This is a genomic window from Cohnella hashimotonis, from assembly GCF_030014955.1.
In the GTDB taxonomy this organism is placed as follows: Bacteria; Bacillota; Bacilli; order Paenibacillales; family Paenibacillaceae; genus Cohnella; species Cohnella hashimotonis.
Window position 1 is genome coordinate 3,597,906 of the sequence record NZ_JAGRPV010000001.1, and the last position, 15,802, is coordinate 3,613,707.

Sequence of the window (15,802 nt, forward strand, 5' to 3'; positions counted from 1 at the left end):
TGCTATTTGCGCCATCCGGCTGCAGCTTCGCGCGCCCGGCCGTCCGCGAAAGCGATCTCCTCGAGGTCCGGCTCGACGGTCGTCTCGTGCGCGGCGAGCGCAGATTCGATAATCTCCTCGATCGCAAGAAACGGAATCTCGCGCTTCAGGAAACGGGCCACGGCGACCTCGTTCGCCGCGTTGAATACGGTCGGGGCCGTCCCGCCTGCTCTCCCGGCCTCGTATGCCATTCTAAGACACGGATACCGGTCGAAATCCATTTCCTTAAAATGCAGCGTGCCTGCGCGCAGCAGATCCAGCGGAGATGCGGGCGACGGTCGACGCTCCGGGTAAGTGAGCGCGTACTGTATCGGCACCCGCATGTCCGGATTGCCGAGTTGAGCCATGACGCTCGTATCGACGAATTCGACCATCGAATGCACGATGCTCTCCGGATGCAGCACGACGTCGATCCGGTCGTACGGCAAGTCGAACAGCCAGCGCGCCTCGATCACCTCGAGGCCCTTGTTCGCCATCGTCGCCGAGTCGATCGTAATTTTCGCGCCCATCGACCAATTGGGATGCTTCAGCGCGTCCTCGACCGTCACGCCGCCAAGCTCGCTGCGGGCGCGATCTCGGAAGCTTCCGCCGGAAGCCGTGATGACAAGGCGCCTGATCGCGCCGCGATTCTCGCCGTTCAGGCACTGGAAGATCGCGGAATGCTCGCTGTCGATAGGCAGCAGCGGCACGCCGCGCTCCGCGCTTTTTCGCATGACGATGTGCCCGGCCGTCACAAGCGTCTCTTTATTCGCCAGACCGATGGCGGCTCCCGCATCGATCGCGGCCAGCGTCGACTTCAAGCCGAGGCTGCCGAGCAGCGCGCATACGACATAATTCGCATCGGCGCCCGCCGCCGCTTCGATCAAGCCTTCTTCTCCCCACACGAGCCTCGTGCCGGCTGGCAGGTCCGCCCTGATCTTATCGGCCAGCGCTTTCGAGCCGATCGATACGAGCTTGGGCCTGAAGCGATGGGCTTGTTCGAGCAAAAGCTCGTGCCGCGTTCCGGCCGCCAGGCTGACGACCTCATACGCTTCGGGCTCCCGAGAGACGACGTCGAGCGTCTGGGTGCCTATCGAACCGGTGCTGCCGAGCACCGCCACCTTCTTTTTCAAGCCGTTCCCTCCGTTATGTATGGCGATGATGCAACAGCTGCCCATCACGTGATTATGCGATCAAACCAAACCAAATCAGATCAGTCCCAGCAAATGAATGAGCGGAAATACGACCAACCAGCTGTCCGTACGATCGAGCACGCCGCCGTGTCCCGGCAGCAGATTGCCCGAGTCCTTGACGCCGCGCAGCCTTTTGTATGCGGATTGGATCAAATCGCCGAGCTGACCTGCGACCGCGGCGGCGAGCGCGACAGCAAGCGCGGTACCGAAATCGATCCAGTCCGGCCATACCACCGCGAACACGATCGCTACGAGCAGCGCGATGACCAGACCGCCCAGCGCGCCCTCGACGGTCTTGTTGGGGCTGATCGAAGGCCACAGCTTCGTTCTGCCGATTGCCTTGCCGACAAAATAGGCGCCGGCGTCCGAAGCCCAGATGCAAAAAAAGACGAGCAGCGGCCAAAACACGCCGTGCGGCATCTCGCGTGTCAGCGCCATATAGCGAAAGCCGAGTCCGATATAAAAAGCGCCGACGAACAGCAGCGCCGATTGATCGAGCGTAATTCTGTTTTTACTGAACACGGTCGCGGACAGCAGCAAAAACATCAGCACCCACGATACCGACTCCGCACTCGGCGTCGTCCAGCCGAAGGGCAGGTGCGGCAGGGCAAGCACGAGCGTGGCCGCAAAGCCGCACAGCACGTCCAGGCGGCTCGCCGGAAGCTTGTTGAGCTTGACGAATTCATGGTATCCGATAAGTGCGAGCGCTGCGAGCATGAGCGAATAATACCAGCCGCCCAGTCCCAGCAACGCTAAAAAAGCGGCGCCGGCCACGACGCCCGTCACGATCCGTTGCCCCATCGACTCAGATCCCTCCGTAGCGGCGCGCGCGCCGTTGATACTCGCGAATCGCTTCATGGAAATGCGCTTCCGAAAATTCGGGCCAATAGACGTCCGTAAACCAAAATTCGCTGTATGCAAGCTGCCAAAGCATGAAATTGCTAAGTCGCAACTCGCCGCTGGTGCGGATGAGCAAATCCGGATCCGGGAAGTCTCCGCTAAGCAGCGACTGCTGGAACGTTTGCTCGTCGATCTCGTCCGGCGACAGCTCGCCTGCAGCCGCGCGCTTCGCGATCGTCCTGGCCGCCTCGACGATTTCCATCCGGCTCCCGTAGTTAAGCGCGAAGTTGAGCACGAGTCCCGTGTTGTTCGCCGTGCGGCGAACCGCCTCCTCGATCGCATCGAGCGTAAAGTCCGGCAGCAAATCCCGCACGCCCATCATTTTCACCTGCACGTTGTTGCGGATCAAGTCTTCGAGCTCGATCGACAGAAACTCCTGCGGCAGCTTCATCAAAAAGTCGACTTCAGCCTTGGGCCGCTTCCAGTTTTCCGTGGAGAACGCGTACATCGTCAAAAACTCTACGCCTAGACGATCGGCGGCTTGGGTAATGCGCTTGACGGCCTTCATGCCGCTATGGTGTCCTGCCACCCGCGGCAGTCCGCGGGCTTTGGCCCAGCGTCCGTTGCCGTCCATGATGATGGCCACGTGCCGGGGAATTCGGCCTTCCTTCAGCAAATCCTCGGACGCCCGGGACTGCGAGCTTCCTGCCCGCCCTTGCCCGCCGTCCTCCTTTTTGCCGAACAGACCGCCTAAGAATCGATTGCTCATGGCTGTTCCCCCTGGATTATGCGACCATTAAATAACCCCACCGCGTGGGGCTGTGCGCTGGAGCCTGAATCAGTTCCGATGCGGGGATCCCCGAAAATTCAAACGAACCCCACCTTTCGGAGGGGCCGGTCGATTGTTTAAACTTCCATGATTTCTTTTTCTTTGGCGGACAAGATCTTGTCCACTTCGGCTACGAAGCGATCCGTCGATTTCTGGATATCGTCCTGATGACGGCGGGACTCGTCTTCGGAGATCTCGCCTTTTTCTTTTTTCTTGATGTCGTCGTTGGCGTCGCGGCGAATGTTGCGGATGGCGACCTTCGCTTCTTCGCCGAATTTCTTCGTCGACTTGACGAGATCGGCGCGGCGCTCTTCGGTCAGCGGCGGAATGTTCAGCCGAATGATCGTGCCGTCGTTGGCGGGCGTCAGTCCGACGTCGGACTTCAAGATCGCCTTTTCGATCGCGGCCAGAGCCGATTTGTCCCACGGCTGAATGATCAGCGTACGGGAATCCGGCGTGTTGATCGTTCCGAGCTGGTTAACCGGCGTAAGCGCGCCGTAATATTCGGCCTGAACGCGGTCGAGCATCGCGGCGGATGCGCGTCCGGCACGCAGCGTAGACAAGTCGCGGCGCAGTGCGGCCAGCGCTTTTTCCATCCGTTCTTCTGCGTTCTTCTTGATCGTTTGAGGCACTTAATTCACGCTCCCCTTGACGATTGTTCCGATTTTCTCGCCCAGCACCGCGCGCTTGATGTTGCCCGGCTCGGTAATCGCGAAGACGAGAAGCGGGATGTTGTTGTCCATGCACAGTGAGGACGCCGTCGAATCCATGACGCCCAGATTTTTGTTAAGTACGTCGAGGTACGTCAGTTGCTCGTACTTCTCCGCCGTCGGATCCTTGAACGGATCCGCGCTGTATACGCCGTCTACCTTGTTCTTGGCCATCAGGATGACTTCGGCCTCGATCTCGGCAGCCCGCAGCGCGGCCGTCGTATCGGTAGAGAAAAACGGGTTGCCCGTTCCCGAAGCGAAAATGACGACGCGGCCCTTCTCAAGGTGGCGTATCGCCCTGCGGCGAATGTACGGCTCTGCGATTTGCTGCATGGCAATGGAGGATTGCACGCGAGTCGGCACATCGATCTGTTCCAGCGCGTCCTGCAAAGCAAGCGAATTCATCACTGTCGCCAGCATTCCCATGTAGTCGGCCGTCGCGCGATCAATGCCCTTCTGGCTGCCCGAGATTCCGCGCCAGATGTTGCCGCCACCGCATACGATGGCGACTTCTACGCCAAGCGCTACGACTTCCTTGATTTGTTCGGCGATCGAGACGATCGTCGTTGCGTCGATCCCATAACCGGTCGATCCGGACAACGACTCTCCGCTTACCTTCAACACCACGCGTTTGTAGACGGGTCGATTCAACGTTAGTACCTCCACCTGTTCGATTTCTGTGCGGGAAGTACGCTTCCCGGCCAAACTGAATGATTAAACGCTCTTTAAAAAAGGGAACACCGCGTGTCCCCCCGAGTCGTGCCGATTAAACTTTGACTTGTGCCATAACTTCTTCGACGAAATTATCTTGCTTCTTTTCAAGGCCTTCGCCGAGCTCGAAACGAACGAAGCGGCGGATGGAGATTTGCTCGCCGATCGTGGAGATCTTCTCGTTGAGCAGCGTTTGGATTGTCTTGTCCGGATCCTTGACGAACGATTGCTCGAGCAGTACGTTTTCTTCGTAGTACTTGTTCAGGCGGCCTTCGACGATCTTTTCGACGATTTTCTCCGGCTTGCCTTCGTTGAGCGCCTGGTTGCGAAGAATCTCGGCTTCCTTGTCCAGGTCGGCTTGTTGCACTTCCTCGCGGCGAACGACCAGCGGATTGGCAGCTGCGATATGCATCGCGATGTCGCGTACGAGTTCCTTGAATTGATCCGTCATGGCGACGAAGTCGGTTTCGCAGTTGACTTCGACGAGCACGCCGATGCGGCCTGCGCCATGGATGTAAGATTCTACGCGGCCTTCGGTGGCGATACGGTCGCCCTTTTTCGCGGCGGCGGCAAGACCCTTCTCGCGAAGGAGGTCAGCTGCCTTCGCGATGTCGCCGCCGGCTTCCTCAAGTGCCTTTTTGCAATCCAACATGCCCGCTCCCGTTCTTTCGCGGAGCGCTTTTACGTCTGCTGCGTTAACTGCCATGGGATTCCCTCCTGGTATGTGGCCGCCGGACGCTGCTCGCGCGGACGGCTATCGATTGGTTTATGTTTTCAAAAAAAGGGCGGTGAGAAGGTTCTCTTCTGACCACCCTTGACCTCGCAATGCTGTAAGAACCGGCTGGCTTAGGCGGTCGTTTCTTCGCCTTGGCGGGATTCGACGATGGCATCGGCCATCTTGCTCGTCAGCAGCTTAACGGCGCGGATCGCGTCGTCGTTGCCCGGAATGACGTAGTCGATCTCGTCCGGATCGCAGTTCGTGTCGACGATGCCGACGATCGGAATACCCAGCTTGCGGGCTTCTGCGACGGCGATGCGTTCCTTGCGCGGATCGATGATGAACAGCGCGTCAGGCAGTCTGCGCATATGCTTGATGCCGCCGAGGAACTTCTCGAGACGCTCTTTTTCCTTGCGAAGGATGATGACTTCCTTCTTAGGCAACACTTCGAACGTGCCGTCCTGCTCCCACTTGTCCAGTTGGTGCAGACGATCCGTACGCTTCTGAATCGTGGAGAAGTTGGTCAGCGTGCCGCCGAGCCAACGTTGGTTGATGTAGAATTGACCGCTGCGCTCCGCTTCTTCCTTCACGGAATCCTGCGCTTGCTTCTTCGTGCCGACGAACAGCATCGTGCCGCCTTGCTCGCCGAGCTGGCGAACGAAGTTGTACGCTTCGTCGACTTTCTTGACCGTCTTTTGCAGGTCGATGATGTAGATGCCGTTCCGTTCGGTAAAGATGTACTTGTCCATCTTCGGGTTCCAGCGACGCGTTTGGTGACCGAAGTGTACGCCAGCTTCGAGAAGCTGCTTCATCGAAATAACTGCCATTTTAACTTGCACCTCCGTATGGTTTTGGATCGTGAATCTCCTCCGCCGGTTCGCGCTTTCCGTCAGAACTTCGCGTAAAGCAAAGCACCGCTGACGGAATTGAACGGCGTGCGTTTTTTCACACCGTTTAACAATATAACATATGGATGGCCGGCTTGCAACACAAGCCGGCCATCCGATCGGCCCTTCGCATGTAGTCGAAAGCGGCCGCCTTATTTATTTTTGTCGCGAAGCAGTTCCGCGATAATCCCCTCGTACGTAATTTCGCCTTCGAATACGCTGAGACCGACCCGCATTTTGCCGCTGTACGGTTTGGCGGCCTTGACGAATGCGGCTTTGTCCTTGATGACGCCGAGCGCCTTCAAGCCGGTCGCAACCTTTTCAAGCGAGTCTCCGGCCGCGACATAGAGGCCAAGACGCGTTTGGGGGGCGGCTTCGGTGGCTTTCGCAGGGGCAGTGGAAGCGGAAGCGCTTGGTGCCGGCGTAGGCGTGGCTACAGACGTACTCGTAGGCGCAGCCGTCTCGCCGCCGGCTTGCCCGGACTTGTTCCCCTCTGCCGCAAGCGCGTCCTCCTTGGCCTTGGCAGCGGCCGCATCCAGCTGTGCCTGCGTGTACATCGGTTCGCTCAGCTTGTACATGCCGTAACCGCTCCCTTCGGCTTGCTCCTGAAGCTGGGCGACCGTGAGCGGCTCGGGCAGCGCCGTTCCTGAACTCAGCTTCTGGCCGTACGTCATCAGCTGCAGCAGGGCGGCGCCGGCCATCAGACCGACGCCGAAGCCGACCAGCAGCGCGCGGCGCTTGTTCATGGCCGGTTCACCTCCCGCTTGGCGAGCTGCAGTATAAGCTGCACTTCGCCTTTGTTCATGTTCATCGCCTTGGCGATTTGCTCGACCGAGCGCCCCCGCTCGTGCAGTTCCAGTAATTCGGCGTAGCGCTCGCTGATCGCGGACGGCCTGTCGGACGGTCCGCCGCGGCTCTCCGCCGGGGCTGTCGCGGCCGTATCGGCGGCGGCGACGGCTAGCGGCGGGCGATTTTCGGCTTCCTGGATTCGCGCAGCCAAATGCCCTGCCAGCCGGGCTTCCGCCGCAGCGTCCGCCGGCTGCGCAAATCTTGCAGCCGTCTCCGCGGAATCGCTGGCAGACAAGCCTTCTTCCCTAAGGCGTTCAGGCGCCGCCTGCCCCACAACCGCTGGCTTAGGCTCCTCTGGCAATCGAGTCGTCTCTCTTGTCGCGGCAAGCTCCCCGCGACCATGCGATTCCGCCTTCCGGTGCGCGGCGGTTTCTTCCATCTGGCGCTCCAGCTCTCGAATGCGCAGGCCGAGACGGCTTACCGTTTCGTCTTGTTCTCTCTTGAAGGCCGCCACCGCGTCCACGAGCTCCCGATTTTCCGTCTCGAGATCCTCGAGCAGCCTGTCGTACGCTTCTTCATTGACGACAGCGGCCGACTGCGCCTTCGGTTCGGGCTTCAGCCAGCCGTATCCCGCAATTGCGGCCCCGGCGATTACGAGCGTAACCCACGGCTCCATGTCCAATGCTCTCTCACCTTCCCCATGCTATAGCGACAGGTCGATGTGATGTCCTTTATAGGGATGTTCGGCCGCATGCGTCTCCGTTCGCTCGCTTTCGTTCTCGTCCGCCCGCTTCTTTTTCGCGAACGGTCTCTTTTGACGGCTTTCCTTGGGATCGTCATCTTCCGAGATCGATTTGTGTCCGGTGCCTTCCGACTTGGCATTGCGCTTCGCGTCGCGCTCGGCAAGCTTCTGGGCCTGAACGCCGAGCGCGGCCTGGTCGGTAGACTGGCGCAGCTGCTGCGCAGCCTGAAGCGGCGTCAGTTCGATCGAGCGGGGAATCGAAGTTTGCACGTCGATCGGCTTGTAGCTCACGGCCGTTCGCCTCCTGTCGCGTTATATAAGCGTGGCCATCGCGATCTCGCCTTCGGCATAGCGGAAGGTCACACGCTTGGCGCTATCCTTGACGAAGCGCGTATAACGCCCGATGACGATTTTCGTACCGCCGTATATCGTATGTAGGACATTGACTCTAGCTTGATCCGTATCTTCAAGCGAACGCTCCATCTCCAGAATGTTCGCCTTGGCCGTCTTGAGTTCCTCGGTCACTTGCCTGCGCGTAGAATTGAGCTTGATGCGCATGGCGAGCCGATCCGCCGAGAGCTGTCCGGCAGCCGCAAGCTGATCGAGCAGCACGAGCGCCTTTTCCGTCTTGTCCAGACTTTCGGACAATTGGCGCACTTGCTGGCGAAGATCCGCGAGTTCTTGCCGCAGCTCCGGCTTCAGGCCGACCTCGATGGAGGTGACCGTCGACATCGAATTGCCGATCGTGCGCGCCACGACCAGATCGCCCGCCTGCATCAAGCCGCCGACCATGAGGCCCTTGGCGCCGTCGCAGCGGATGCTCCTGCCCGCGCGGATGTTCGAATGCATGATGCTCTGCGACACGAGAACGTCTTGGCCGGCCGTCACATTGCTCTCCTGCACGAACGAGCACTTCACGTCGACGCCGGCCTTGACGTGGCCTTTGCCCGAGCCGATAATGCCGCCCGAGATTTCGATCGAGCCGTCCGACTCCAGCTCGGCCCCCTCGACGCCTCCGGTGACCCGGATATCGCCGGAGGCGCGCACGCGGAAGCCCGTCAGCACATTGCCGCGAATGACGACGGTACCGACAAAATCGATGTTGCCGATATGGTAATCGATGTCGCCGTTAACCTCGTATACGGGAAATACGTTCAGCTTTTCTTTGTCCGTCCAAGTGACTAGCCCGTCCATCGCGGCATACATGGCCGTTTTGTCCGGATTGACGACGACGTTTTTGCCGACCTTGAAGCTCGCCTCTTTGCCCTCTTTGGGAGCGACGGCGTCGCCTTTAACGTCAGTGCCGGCCTTGCCGGGAAGCGGCGGCACCCGCGTTGCAATCAGTTGGCCCGTTTTGACGTTGGGCAGCTGCTTCATCTCTCTGTAATCGACGCTGCCGTCTTCGCGCTCGGCCGGTCTTTTCGTCTGGCCCTGGTCCTCGAACAATACTTTCACATAGCCGTTGACTCCCTGGACCGGCTCCAGACCGGCCGCCACAACGTTTTCTGTGAAAAAAAACGCTTTCGGGTTCTCCGCGATCTGAATCAACAGCTCCTGACGAACGCCGTAACGGACGCCTGCGGACGCCAGCAGCGCTTCGAGCTGCCAGACCTTCACCCGCTCCGCATCCTCTGTCGGCTTGATCAGCAGCTGGGCCGTCATGCGATCTTCCGATATTTTAACCTGATACAACTGATCGATCGCAATTGCCTCTTCCCCACCCATTATGAATCCCCCTTTCCGGTTTTATTTTTGGAGCAGCTGGTCCTTATGCTTGCCAAGGGCGCCGCGCAGACGCAGTATCGCTTTGGAATGAAGCTGGGAAATGCGGGACGGCGACAACGACATCACTTCGGCAATCTCGCTGAGCGACAGGTCCTCGTAGTAGAAAAGGGATACGACCGTGCGCTCCTTCGGGGTAAGCTTGTCGATGCCGGCCGTAAGCGAGTCCTTCAAATAAGTCTCGTGCACCTTCGACTCGGGACTCTGGGCCTTGTCGTCCACGAGCAGGGACATTCGCGTCTCCGCATCCTCCTCGCGGATCGGCTCTTCGAGGGAACCGACGGTCGCGACCGCCACTTCCTGGAGCATTTGCTGGAATTCTTTGTCCGTTATATTTAAATAGCTGCATATTTCCTCGTCGGTGGCGGAGCGAAGATTGCGCTGCTCCAGGACGGCGTATGCATCTTCCATTTTTTTCGCTTTATCCCGAACGGAACGCGGCACCCAATCGCCCTGGCGCAGCCCGTCGATGATCGATCCGCGAATGCGCCAGGAGGCATAGGTTTCGAACTGCAACCCCCGCAGATGATCGAATTTTTCGATAGCGTCGATCAGGCCCATGGAGCCGTTGCTGACCAGATCGTCCTTGGATACGTTTTTGGGCAATCCTGCAGCCATGCGGCTGGAGACGTAATCCACGAGCGGAATGTACTTCTCGATCAAGCCTTTTTTAGCTTCGGTGTCGCCTTCTTCCTTCCAGCGGCACCACAGGTCGTAATGGGACAGCTTGGAACTCTTGGGTTCTGCCATCGCTGCATCACCTTCCTTAATCGTCGTTCAGGCGCCGGATCGCCTGTGCGACTTGTTCCGGATTCGACTCGTCGAGCGAGACGAGCCTTGGGGGCTTCAGCGGCTCGAAACTGGCGGATTGCGTCTCTTCATTGCCTGTCCATTGCTCCCGCATCAGGCGGGAAAGCGATTCGTCGTCTTCGGCCGGCGTCGTCATGTCCAGAACGATTCCCCGCTCCTCTTCTTCCCGCTCTTTGTCGCCGCCCAGCGTTCTGGCGGGCTGCAGCAACTGCTGTAAAACGAGACGGACGAACAGGCCGAGCACGCCGAACGCAAGAAATCCGTATAAACCACGCACAAGCGAAGTGAGCGGCGGATTGCTGGACAAGGAGATCAAGAAAATTAAAAAGGCTCCGAAAAACGCGAACCCTACATTCCATCGCCATGGCACGCTCATTTCAAATCTCCTTTACCCCGTTCTGCACGCTGCGGATCGTCAAAATGCCGCTCGCGCTGCTGAATTCGATCGTCCTCCCGAAATTGCCGCCTGTATCCTCGGCGATAATGGGTATATTGTACGAGGCGAGCGCCAGCTTCGTAGATTCAACGTTGCGGGGACCGATACGCATGCTGTCGCTGCCGCTTGCGAAGGCGAACATCTGAGCGCCGCCCGCCAGCTTCGCGACAAGACGCCTCAGATTGGCGCCCCCGGCCTTCAGCCTGGCCAGCAGCTCGGGGACGGCCGTATCCGCGTACTTCGCGATATTGATCTGTCCCTCCCTCGCGATGTCGGAGCTCGGAAGCATAATATGCGCCATGCCCGCGATACCCTGATTCGCGTCGTGAAGCGTCAGTCCGACGCAGGATCCCAGGCCTGTCGTCTTGAGCGAGTCTCCGCCCGAGGCGACGTTCAAATCCGCCATTCCGATTTTCACGATGATGACTTCTTTCATTAGATAGGCACTCCTAGCGCGCGGAACAGGCGCTCGAACGACTCGGGATCTGGAATAAAGAAAAAGTGCCCCTCCGCCTGCCGATCGTCTTCCAAAAATGTCGTATCGATAAGCAGCGCCTCGTCGCCCATCGTACCGAATTGGACGAGGCCATAGCTTAGAATCGCGCCAGCCATATCGACCGCGATCGCGGGGACGGTCGGCGACAGCGGCAGGCCCGTGAGATCCGCGAGCGACGAAAGATAGGAACCGGCAAGGATATTGCCGATCTCGCTCAGGGCTGACAGCTCCATCTCCGAATACTCGGGACCCTCCGAGAGTTCGAAGTGGAGAAGTCCTTGCAGCAGCACGCGCGCCTGATACTGGCTCATCAGAAAAAACATGTTGCCTGGCGCCTCGCCTTCCACGCGAAGGAAAATGGCGACGACGACCTCCTCAGCACCGCCGACGCGGTCGGCAATATCTTCGAAGGGAATAAAGCTTACTTTGGGGACGGCCATGTCGATCGGCTTGTCGAGCAGGCGGGAGAGCGCGGTCGCCGCGTGTCCCGCCCCGATGTTGCCGACTTCACGCAGCACGTCCATTTTAAATTCGGCGTTGTTGCTGAACAGTTCCATGCCGTCAGGCTCCGAATTGTTCGAGCTGGATAATCTCCGACCGGTTGAGGACTTCGGACAGATTCAGCAGGATAAGCAGTCGGTTTTCACCGAACTTGGCCACTCCGCTCAAATATTTGGCTTTGATGCCGCCGATGACTTCAGGCGGGTTCTCTACCATGTCCGTATTGAGATCGATGACGTCGTTCGCCGAATCGACGATAAATCCGACCTCAAGCTCGTTCGCCGCGACGATGATGATCCGCGAGTTTTCCGTGGGCTCGGACTCGGGAAGAGAGAACCGGCTCCGCAGGTCGATGACCGGCACGACCACGCCGCGCAGGTTGATGACCCCCTTCACGAAAACCGGCGTCTTCGGCACGCGCGTTACCGGCGTCATTCGCTCGATCGTCCGCACTTTGTCAACCTCGATGCCGTATTCTTCGTGAGCGAGCGTAAAAACGATAACCTTGAAATCTTCTGCCATGACAGCATCCTCCTCGAATAGGAACGATTATTTGATGAGCGCGTTCGGATCTACGATCAGCGCGACTTGGCCGTCGCCCAGAATCGTCGCTCCGGAGATGACGTCCAGGTTGGTCAGATACTTGCCTAGCGTCTTCAGCACGATCTCGCTTTGTCCGATCAGTTCGTCCACCAGCACGGCGGCGAGCTTCTCGCCCTTGCGGATGACAAGCATCTCGGTCTCCAGCTCGTTTTCCTCGGAATAATCCGGCGAGTCCAGTACGGCCGCCAGCGATAACACCGGAATGATCGACTTGCGGTATTCGATGACCTTCGCGCCGTGCAAGTCGCGAATCGCGCTTCGCTGCACGATGCCCGTCTCGACGATGGACGTGAGCGGAACGGCGAACTTCTCCGACCCGAGCTTCACCAGCATGGCCGTGATGATCGACAGCGTGAGCGGCAGCTGAATCGACCACTTCGAGCCTTGACCCGCCTTGGAAGTAACAGAGACGACACCGCCGAGCGATTCGATCTTCGACTTGACGACGTCCAGTCCGACGCCGCGTCCGGAGATGTCCGAGATCTTGTCAGCCGTGCTGAAGCCCGGAGCGAAAAGCAGCATGTTAATCTCGTCGTCGCTCAGCTTTTTGGCCTCGTCCGGCGAGACAATGCCCTTTTTGACGGCGATGTCGAGTACCTTCGGCTGGTTGATGCCGCGCCCGTCGTCCTCGATCTCGATGAACACATGGTTGCCGCTGTGGAACGCCCTCAAGTTGACGACGCCTGTCTCGGCTTTACCGGCCTCGCGACGGCCCTCGATCGTCTCGATGCCGTGATCGACCGAGTTGCGGATCAGATGCACGAGCGGATCGCCGATTTCGTCGATGACCGTCCGGTCCAGCTCCGTCTCGGCGCCCGTAATGACCAGATCCAGCTTTTTGCCGAGCGACTTGGCCAGATCCCGCACCATCCGCGGAAAACGGTTGAACACGCTGTCCACCGGCACCATTCGCAGCTTCAGGACGATATTTTGCAGGTCGCTGCTGACGCGCGCCATATGCTCGACCGTCTCGGTCAGGTCGTTGCGGCGTACCTCGCTGGCAAGCTGCTCGAGCCTGACGCGATCGATCAGCAGTTCGCTGAACAAATTCATAAGCGAGTCGAGACGCTCGATATCTACGCGAATCGTCTTATTCGCCACAGGCGCGGCTGCGGGCGCCCTCGCCGGCGCATCCGCCGACGCTGCCGGAGAAGGGGCGGCGGCCGTCGCAGCGGCTTGCTGCACGGCCTCCTGAATCTGCTGCTCCGCGCTCCGCGACTCGTCAAGCTCGCTCAAGCTCTCGAGATCGAGCGGCACGATCCGTACCGATTCGAGCTCGGAGATCTTGTCGAGCGCATCCTGCAATTCCTTTTGCGGTATGCGGGAAATGTAATAGACGGAAAACTGATGGCCGAATTGCTCCTGCTCGATATCCTGGACCGACGGATGCGACTTGACGAGTTCCCCGTTGCGCTCGAGCGCATCGAATACCATATAGGCGCGAACGCCCTTTAACAGGCAATCCTCGCGGATGGTAACCTCGATATGAAAAGCGGGACTGCCGTTTTCGATCGATTGCCTGAGCACGGACAGCTGAAATTGGTCGAGCAGCAGATGCGTAGCCACCATCGCAAGCTCGGAGGTGCCGCCCGCGGCAGCCGCTTGTCCGGCTGCTGCGGCGGGCGCGGCCGGCTCGCCTTTGACGATCTGCTTGAGCTGCGCCACGAGTTCCTTGACGTCCGCGCTGCCGGTACCGCCGCCGACGATGTCCTGAACCATGCCTTCAAGCGAATCCAGACATTTGAAAAGCGTATCGAAAATGTGGCCGTTCATTTTCAGCTTGTCGTTGCGAACCAAGTCGAGCACGTTCTCCATCTCGTGCGTCAGCGAGGCAAGATCCTCGAAGCCCATCGAAGCCGACATGCCCTTCAGCGTATGGGCGGATCGGAAGATGACTTGAACGATGCTGATATCCTCGGGCTGCTGCTCGAGACGCAGCATGTTTTCGTTAAGCGACTGCAGATGCTCGTTCGCTTCGTCGATAAAAATGGACAAGTACTGATTCATTTCCACTGGGCGTCACCTCCTGAATGGCACAACTGCTTTTAAAGCTGCTTCGCGTTTGGCTTTTCGACCGCTTTGACCAGCTCGGGGGCGATTCGCTGCAGCGGCACAGCCGTTTGCGCCGCGCCGTTCTCCATTGCCGAACGCGGCATGCCGTACACGACGCAAGTTTCCTCCGCTTCGGCGATCAGCGTAGCCGCCCCGTCTTCGCGGAGCGTTTTCATGGCTTTGGCGCCGTCGCTTCCCATGCCCGTCATGAGGACCGCGTGGCGTCTCAGCTCCCGTCGTCCGACCAGCGAGCCGAACATGACGTCGACGGAGGGGCGATGGCCGCTGACCGGATCTTCTTCGGTGAGCCCGATCTTGTAGCCGCCGCTCGCCTCTCTGATCAGCTTGAGATGCTTGCCCCCCGGCGCAAGATATGCTTGTCCGGGCAGCACCCGATCCCCGTCCGCCGCCTCGCGCACCTCGATCGCCGAGCAGGAATCGAGCCGCTGCGCAAGCGAGTGCGTAAACTTGGGCGGCATATGCTGCACGATCAGGATCGGCGCCGGGAACGAAGCCGGTATGGCCGACAGCACTTCGTGAAGCGCCCGCGGACCGCCGGTCGAAGTGCCGATCGCAACGATGTCGGTGAATGAATCCGCCGGGCGAGCGACCGGCTGCAAAGGTATCCGCTTTGGCTGTTTATCCGCTTTCGGCAGCTGCGGCGGCGGTGCGGACGGAGGCGCCTTCGCCGTTTTGGACGGCTTAGGCGCCGCCAAACCTTGATCAGCCGTTTGTTTTCCGGTTAACTCCGTCTTCCCGGATGGCCGGTCATTCCGATCCTTCTGCTCCCCGGCGGGCAACGGGGCCTTCGGAACCGTGCGCCGCGCCGGCGGAAGCCCGTGAGCGGATGTGTCTTGCGCTGCAGGCCGTTCTATCGCCGCCGCTGCCTCTTTGTTCGCTGGGGCCATATTCGAGAGCCGAGCCTTCGACGACAAGCCGGTAAGCTCCGACCGCAGCTTGGGCGATTCGCGGTCCGGGGTGCGCGGAGGCGCGTGCTCGGACGCTTGGGCTTCGTTCGAAGAAGGAGGCGCGTCATCAGCTTCGACTTCCAATGCGGCTTCGAATTTGGCTTCTGCTTCAACATAAGCTCCGGCTTCAACCGCAGCTTCTGCGGCGTCGAACTGCCCGTACTCTTCCTTCATTTCCGTGGACGGCGCGGCCTTAGCTTCCGCGGTTGCTTCGGCTTGGAACACCATCGCCTCGGCGCCTTCCTCCGTCATCCGCCGCAGCCTCAGTTCGCCCGAGGCCAGCAGCTCTCTTGCAATATGCAATTTCTCGATCAACATCTCGCCCATGTGGGAAACATCGAGCTTCAACGCGCCGTCGGGCTTGCGAACGAAGTCGAACGCCCCGTACTGCAGTGCGCGGATCGTATCCCGCGTCCCCCTGTCCGTTACCGCCGACATCATGATAACGGGCGTGGGACATTCGGACATGATTCGCTTGAGCGCCTCGAGCCCGTTAATCTCCGGCATTTCCAGATCCATAACCGCGATATCCGGGCGCAGCTCCCGAACCTGCCTTACGGCTTCGGCTCCATCCGCAGCGGTCCCCACGACCTCGAAGGCGACGTCGCCGGCAACCAGGTCGCCGACTAATTTCCTCATGAAAGGGGAATCGTCAACGACCAGCACCTTAAATGCCTTCATGCTTTCTCGTCCCCTCTCGATCTTGTCGTCCGGTCA

Annotated in this window: 18 protein-coding genes; all 18 read right to left on the reverse strand. The window is 59.5% G+C overall.

Features of this window, described 5'->3' with window-relative positions; all coding sequences use genetic code 11:
• Positions 1-2: 2 nt before the first annotated feature.
• The 18 genes from KB449_RS14500 to KB449_RS14585 all read right to left on the reverse strand — a co-directional run bounded on the left by KB449_RS14500 (position 3) and on the right by KB449_RS14585 (position 15,766).
• Entirely contained in the window at positions 3-1,151 is a 1,149-nt protein-coding gene (locus KB449_RS14500) for a 1-deoxy-D-xylulose-5-phosphate reductoisomerase (protein WP_282909060.1), read from the reverse strand.
• Between the two features lie 75 nt (positions 1,152-1,226).
• Positions 1,227-2,012 (reverse strand): phosphatidate cytidylyltransferase, encoded by a 786-nt coding sequence (locus KB449_RS14505; protein ID WP_282909061.1) that lies wholly within the window; start codon positions 2,010-2,012, stop codon positions 1,227-1,229.
• 4 nt (positions 2,013-2,016) lie between these two features.
• Positions 2,017-2,820: an undecaprenyl pyrophosphate synthase gene (gene uppS / locus KB449_RS14510; protein ID WP_282909062.1), complete on the reverse strand. Its 804-nt coding sequence runs from the start codon at positions 2,818-2,820 to the stop codon at positions 2,017-2,019.
• Positions 2,821-2,957: 137 nt separating this feature from the next.
• Positions 2,958-3,512: a ribosome recycling factor gene (frr, locus tag KB449_RS14515; protein ID WP_090117355.1), complete on the reverse strand. Its 555-nt coding sequence runs from the start codon at positions 3,510-3,512 to the stop codon at positions 2,958-2,960.
• Positions 3,513-4,241, reverse strand: a complete 729-nt coding sequence (gene pyrH, locus KB449_RS14520) for a UMP kinase (RefSeq protein WP_217595948.1) — start codon at positions 4,239-4,241, stop codon at positions 3,513-3,515. It abuts the gene before it with no gap.
• 115 nt (positions 4,242-4,356) lie between these two features.
• Positions 4,357-5,007 carry a translation elongation factor Ts gene (gene tsf, locus KB449_RS14525; RefSeq protein ID WP_277535778.1) on the reverse strand — a complete coding sequence of 217 codons (651 nt, stop codon included), beginning with the start codon at positions 5,005-5,007 and terminating at the stop codon, positions 4,357-4,359.
• 140 nt (positions 5,008-5,147) lie between these two features.
• Positions 5,148-5,846 (reverse strand): 30S ribosomal protein S2, encoded by a 699-nt coding sequence (gene rpsB, locus KB449_RS14530; RefSeq protein WP_090117358.1) that lies wholly within the window; start codon positions 5,844-5,846, stop codon positions 5,148-5,150.
• Positions 5,847-6,058: 212 nt separating this feature from the next.
• Positions 6,059-6,652 (reverse strand): hypothetical protein, encoded by a 594-nt coding sequence (locus tag KB449_RS14535; RefSeq protein ID WP_282909063.1) that lies wholly within the window; start codon positions 6,650-6,652, stop codon positions 6,059-6,061.
• On the reverse strand, positions 6,649-7,371 hold the full coding sequence (locus KB449_RS14540; protein WP_282909064.1) for a hypothetical protein: 723 nt from the start codon (positions 7,369-7,371) through the stop codon (positions 6,649-6,651). The genes KB449_RS14535 and KB449_RS14540 overlap by 4 nt, the downstream gene beginning before the upstream one ends.
• Positions 7,372-7,398: 27 nt before the next feature.
• On the reverse strand, positions 7,399-7,728 hold the full coding sequence (locus tag KB449_RS14545) for a hypothetical protein (RefSeq protein WP_282909065.1): 330 nt from the start codon (positions 7,726-7,728) through the stop codon (positions 7,399-7,401).
• A gap of 21 nt (positions 7,729-7,749) precedes the next feature.
• Positions 7,750-9,162, reverse strand: a complete 1,413-nt coding sequence (locus tag KB449_RS14550; protein WP_282909066.1) for a FapA family protein — start codon at positions 9,160-9,162, stop codon at positions 7,750-7,752.
• 21 nt (positions 9,163-9,183) lie between these two features.
• Positions 9,184-9,969 carry a FliA/WhiG family RNA polymerase sigma factor gene (locus KB449_RS14555; RefSeq protein ID WP_282909067.1) on the reverse strand — a complete coding sequence of 262 codons (786 nt, stop codon included), beginning with the start codon at positions 9,967-9,969 and terminating at the stop codon, positions 9,184-9,186.
• Positions 9,970-9,985: 16 nt separating this feature from the next.
• A complete protein-coding gene (locus KB449_RS14560; RefSeq protein ID WP_282909068.1) occupies positions 9,986-10,405 on the reverse strand; it encodes a hypothetical protein in 420 nt (139 codons plus the stop codon).
• Between the two features lies 1 nt (position 10,406).
• Positions 10,407-10,901, reverse strand: coding sequence for a chemotaxis protein CheD (locus tag KB449_RS14565; RefSeq protein WP_282909069.1), 495 nt, complete (start codon positions 10,899-10,901; stop codon positions 10,407-10,409).
• Positions 10,901-11,518, reverse strand: coding sequence for a chemotaxis protein CheC (locus KB449_RS14570; RefSeq protein WP_282909070.1), 618 nt, complete (start codon positions 11,516-11,518; stop codon positions 10,901-10,903). Before KB449_RS14570 ends, KB449_RS14565 begins: the two co-directional genes overlap by 1 nt.
• Before the next feature lie 4 nt (positions 11,519-11,522).
• Positions 11,523-11,984 (reverse strand): chemotaxis protein CheW, encoded by a 462-nt coding sequence (locus tag KB449_RS14575; protein ID WP_282909071.1) that lies wholly within the window; start codon positions 11,982-11,984, stop codon positions 11,523-11,525.
• 27 nt (positions 11,985-12,011) lie between these two features.
• Positions 12,012-14,078, reverse strand: a complete 2,067-nt coding sequence (locus KB449_RS14580) for a chemotaxis protein CheA (RefSeq protein ID WP_282909072.1) — start codon at positions 14,076-14,078, stop codon at positions 12,012-12,014.
• Positions 14,079-14,110: 32 nt separating this feature from the next.
• Positions 14,111-15,766 carry a chemotaxis protein CheB gene (locus tag KB449_RS14585; RefSeq protein WP_282909073.1) on the reverse strand — a complete coding sequence of 552 codons (1,656 nt, stop codon included), beginning with the start codon at positions 15,764-15,766 and terminating at the stop codon, positions 14,111-14,113.
• Positions 15,767-15,802: the final 36 nt, after the last annotated feature.